The sequence below is a fragment of the Bartonella sp. AC158YNML genome (assembly GCF_042196725.1).
In the GTDB taxonomy this organism is placed as follows: Bacteria; Pseudomonadota; Alphaproteobacteria; order Rhizobiales; family Rhizobiaceae; genus Bartonella.
Window position 1 is genome coordinate 1 of the sequence record NZ_JBHIQU010000041.1, and the last position, 4,087, is coordinate 4,087.

Below are 4,087 nucleotides of genomic sequence, written 5' to 3' on the forward strand. Positions count from 1 at the left end.
ATTTTCAAAATCAATTTCTCTTTTTGATAAAATAATATTTTTATTTTTTTTGTTATTGTTAATGTTAATGTTATTGTGCATTTCCAAGCATTGCTCGTGCATTGCGTATGCATTGCTTGTGCATTGCTCATGCATTGCACGTGCATCATCATTACTTTTATCTTTGTTTTTATCCCATCTAGCTTTTGCTGCTTTTGAAGCCTTTTCTGAAGATTTTTCTAAATTCTCATTGCAATTTAGTAACTCTTCTTCAACTTGTGCACTCCATAAATTTCCATTTTCCAAGCGGATAATTAATTTTTTTCGAATGAGTTTTTCTAATGATTTTTTAAAAGTTTGTACTGAACAGCCAACAGCACGTGCTAAAACAGAGGCATCATCATAAAGAGGTTCACAAGTTCTATACATAAAAGCAGTGAGTGTACTATAAGTGGCTTTTTCTGCTGCATCAGTGCCAGCAAAGTCCATAATCCACTCTTGATAAAAATTACGTACCCAAGGTAATTTATTTGCCATAATTACCCTCCTGCTCTTCAATAAAAGCTGCTTCTTTTAATTCCTCTTCAACCTGTAAACTCCACAAGCGACCATCTGCTAAACGAATGAGATATCCTTCTTCAAGCAAAACATTCAGTGCCGCTTCAAACTTCTTCACTGAATAACCAGTGTAATGAGATAAAACTTTAATATTATAAAAAAGAGGTTCACCAGTACGCAACATACGTAACCGTAATCGCATATAGATATTGCCCTCTACAGCAGGCAAATAATCAACAACTATTGCCCACTGGTCTGCAAACAGCCTCGTCCATGGCAACTTAGTTGACATGTATTGCCTCCTCTCTTTTCTTACTCCACCTTGCTAAAGCTGCTTTTGAAACTCTTTCTGAATATTTTCTTTGAACACTTTGATCAAAAGCTAATGACTTATGCCATAAGCGCCTATTCTCTAAACGCGTAATAAGACCCATCATTATTAAAGTTTCTAACGCCTTTTTAAACGTTTGCACTGAACACCCACACCAACCCGATAAACAAGACGCATAATTGATAAGAAGCGCTTTTCTATTATTCATTAGCAACACAAGTGTTGTATAAACAGCCTTCTCTGTCGCTTTTAAACTTGTAAGCTCTTTTAAAAACTGATCTGTATTAAATTTTACAAACGCCACTTTATTGTTGGACATCACTCTAAGATCTCCTTCTCTTTAACCAAATATAAAATTGCTAAAGCATCTGCTTCATTATCATCACATGGCTTGTGTCCTTTAATACACATTGCCTCTATCATCTCTTCTTTCGACGCATTCCCCTTCCCCGTCATCGCTTTCTTAATCGTACTTACTGGTATCCCCTCATACGGTATCTGATGCTGTTCACACCACGCCGTTAACGTTGCTAACAAACCGCCGTAAACATGCGCGGCATCTGTACCTTTATGACGCCTCACCTCTTCAAAATACACCGCGTCAATTTGACCTGCTGTCTGCTTTATTTCTGATAGCCATTGCTTAAAACGCAAGTAACGCATTCCACCGCCTTCAAAACGGCGCAATTGAAAATTCACGGTACCACTGAATATGTCACCACTTGCACCACGTATCGCCCACCCCGTTTTGGTACCTAGATCAAAACAAAGAATTGTATTATTCATCACGTTTATGAAGCTCTAAAGCCATATTCCGCACTCCCAATAATAACGGAGTCGCTCCCATATTCTACGGTGCCAAGGTAGAGATGCCATGTATTGTTGTGGTGTTAACATAGACAATTTATAAGTCGTATTGGAAATGTAATTAAAGTTTGGAACTAGGTGATCACCACGTAATCTGCCGCCACCAAAAACAGCCCCTAAACCACTAATCCAACAATTACCTTCGTGACTGAGGTTCTCTTCACTCTCTACCCAGCCACCTAAATCACCTTTCTTTACTTTTCCAAAGCTTCTCAATGCTCGTATTCGGTGTAACTTGAAAGGACCGAGATCAACTGTATCGTCTGTAAGTTCGTATTTCTTTTTACTACTATTAACTAAATCACAACCACTAATAAAACCTGTATCAATCCATGCATCACCACACACACGGGCATTTCCACAAATTATTGCTGTACCGTATACATGTGCATTATCAAAAACTTTAGCATCAAAATAAACAATGGCATTGCCATAAACATGAGCGTTATCATAAACGTTGGCATTACCAAAAACCTTGGCTCGACCGTAAACCCTAGCACTACCATAAACCTTTGCATCGTCCCCAACCCAACAGTCTCCCTCATGACTTAAATTGCTTTCATTTTCAATAAAGCCACCTAGAGCACCTGCGTACACATCTCTAAAATTTCTTAAAGCACGTATACGATGAAGCGTAACTCCATTAACTTCGATTGTTTCATCAGTAGATTCATACTTCTTTTTAACTGTCATCTTATCCACTCCTCACTTACCCTTCTTCTTACTCTTCTTATTCTTATGAGGCGGCGCTTTTACTGCTTCATCACGCTGTTTAATCTCTTGCTTCAGTTCTTCAATTTCCTTGTCACGTTCTTCAATTTCCTCGTCGTCACGTTCTTCTATCTTTTGTTTAAGTTCTTTAATTTCCGTATCACGTGATTGCACATCTGCTTTTAGTGCCTGTATCTTTTCACTTTTCCGTTTAAAATCTTCTCGGTACGCATCTATCTTTTGTTTAAGTTTTTCAATTTCCTCCTCACGTTCTTTAATCTCTTGCTTCAGTTCTTTAATTTCCTTGTCACGTTCTTCAAGATCCGCATCACATTCATCAATTGTCTGCTTGCTTTCCATTAAATACCTAAACTCATTCTCTTTCATTTTTTTCTTAATATCTTGAACCTGCTCTTTAAGTGCTTTAACTTGATCGCGATAATACAAAGCAATACGAAACATCACTCCGCTTAAAAGCAAAACTGAAACCACTGCTATCCATAAAATTTCATTCGAACTCATTTTGATCTCCTTAAGGCTGCAAACTATCGCCGGTGTGATCAACACCGCGGCTCTTGCAAATTTTCGACATTGGGGGGTGTTGCTCTTGCATTAATCTCTGCAAGCGCTCGGGATAAAAAAAATCTTCTGGACGCAAATCTATCCCATGATCTCGCGCATAATTTAAAAGCATAATTTGGTATTTAGCTGGTATAATGCCGCCTTTACCCTCTAGTTTTTTTAAAGGATAAGTCCATTTATAAACAGCAGATACATGGCATTGAGAAATCAACGACACACGTTTTGCACCACCTAAATACTTTATAATCGTAACTGCTGAATTTTTGATATTCATATTATTTCTCTATTTATCAAATGGGCATTTATTCGATTATAGAAAAAATGTCAATATTTTTTCTAAAATAGAAATGTTGATATTTTTTTTAACAAAAGGAATACTGGTAAGTATGGATATTCAGAAAGAAATAAAAATTTGGGCAAATGAAAAGCTTAAAACAATGGGTCATGGGTCCCGAACTGAACTAGCTAAACATATGGGACTTCATACATCTGTTGTATCTAAGATGCTTTCTGTTGATGATGATAAAGAAAATAGAAGCATATCTGCTGATGAACTCGTCAGATTAACTTCATTTTTTAAAGCGCTCCCCCCTCATTTTATACCCGATAATTGTGATGATTATTTTTTTAAATTATATTCTTCCGCAAAGCCAGAACATAGAAAAGCTGTCATTTCTTTTCTACGATCTTTGCAAGAAGAAGATGAAAAATAATCACCCGTTTTTGCTCATTTGTTAATGACGAAAATATTTTAAAAGCTTCTTTATACTGTTTCATAAAGAATTTTCTCCACATTGAAATGTAAATTAGGTTACTTTTTTGTGTAGACTATTTGTCTATCGCTAAAAAAAATTTTTTCTATTTTAGAAAATTTGTATTGACTTATTCTAAAATCGAAAATATGTTCACTCCATATCTTAGAAAATAACTTTTGCCAATAGGCTGTATGGAGGCATTTGTGAAAAAACCAGTGTTTATAAATTCTGATGAAATTCTCTTAGTCATTTGCGAAAATGAAGAACAAAATCTCGCTAAATCTGGTCCTTTCTTAGAAGAAAA

General features: G+C 36.1%; 8 protein-coding genes. 1 reads left to right on the forward strand and 7 read right to left on the reverse strand.

Annotated elements, in window-relative coordinates; translation table 11 throughout:
* From ACFIM1_RS08920 to ACFIM1_RS08950, 7 genes are all read right to left on the reverse strand, one after another.
* Nucleotides 1–516, reverse strand: a 516-nt coding sequence (locus ACFIM1_RS08920; RefSeq protein ID WP_375694639.1) for a DUF1376 domain-containing protein, incomplete at its 3' end; no start/stop codon positions are given.
* A complete protein-coding gene (locus tag ACFIM1_RS08925; protein ID WP_375608851.1) occupies nucleotides 506–829 on the reverse strand; it encodes a DUF1376 domain-containing protein in 324 nt (107 codons plus the stop codon). The genes ACFIM1_RS08920 and ACFIM1_RS08925, both read right to left, overlap by 11 nt.
* Nucleotides 819–1,187, reverse strand: a complete 369-nt coding sequence (locus tag ACFIM1_RS08930) for a hypothetical protein (protein ID WP_375694640.1) — start codon at nucleotides 1,185–1,187, stop codon at nucleotides 819–821. Before ACFIM1_RS08930 ends, ACFIM1_RS08925 begins: the two co-directional genes overlap by 11 nt.
* A complete protein-coding gene (locus ACFIM1_RS08935) occupies nucleotides 1,187–1,654 on the reverse strand; it encodes a crossover junction endodeoxyribonuclease RuvC (protein WP_375694641.1) in 468 nt (155 codons plus the stop codon). The genes ACFIM1_RS08930 and ACFIM1_RS08935 overlap by 1 nt, the downstream gene beginning before the upstream one ends.
* Before the next feature lie 15 nt (nucleotides 1,655–1,669).
* On the reverse strand, nucleotides 1,670–2,428 hold the full coding sequence (locus ACFIM1_RS08940) for a hypothetical protein (RefSeq protein WP_375694643.1): 759 nt from the start codon (nucleotides 2,426–2,428) through the stop codon (nucleotides 1,670–1,672).
* Between the two features lie 12 nt (nucleotides 2,429–2,440).
* A complete protein-coding gene (locus tag ACFIM1_RS08945; protein ID WP_375694645.1) occupies nucleotides 2,441–2,968 on the reverse strand; it encodes a hypothetical protein in 528 nt (175 codons plus the stop codon).
* A gap of 10 nt (nucleotides 2,969–2,978) precedes the next feature.
* Nucleotides 2,979–3,302, reverse strand: coding sequence for a hypothetical protein (locus ACFIM1_RS08950; RefSeq protein ID WP_375694647.1), 324 nt, complete (start codon nucleotides 3,300–3,302; stop codon nucleotides 2,979–2,981).
* A gap of 112 nt (nucleotides 3,303–3,414) precedes the next feature.
* On the opposite strand from ACFIM1_RS08950, the gene ACFIM1_RS08955 reads away from it, so the two are divergent.
* A complete protein-coding gene (locus ACFIM1_RS08955; RefSeq protein WP_375607567.1) occupies nucleotides 3,415–3,741 on the forward strand; it encodes a hypothetical protein in 327 nt (108 codons plus the stop codon).
* The last annotated feature ends 346 nt before the right edge of the window (nucleotides 3,742–4,087 follow it).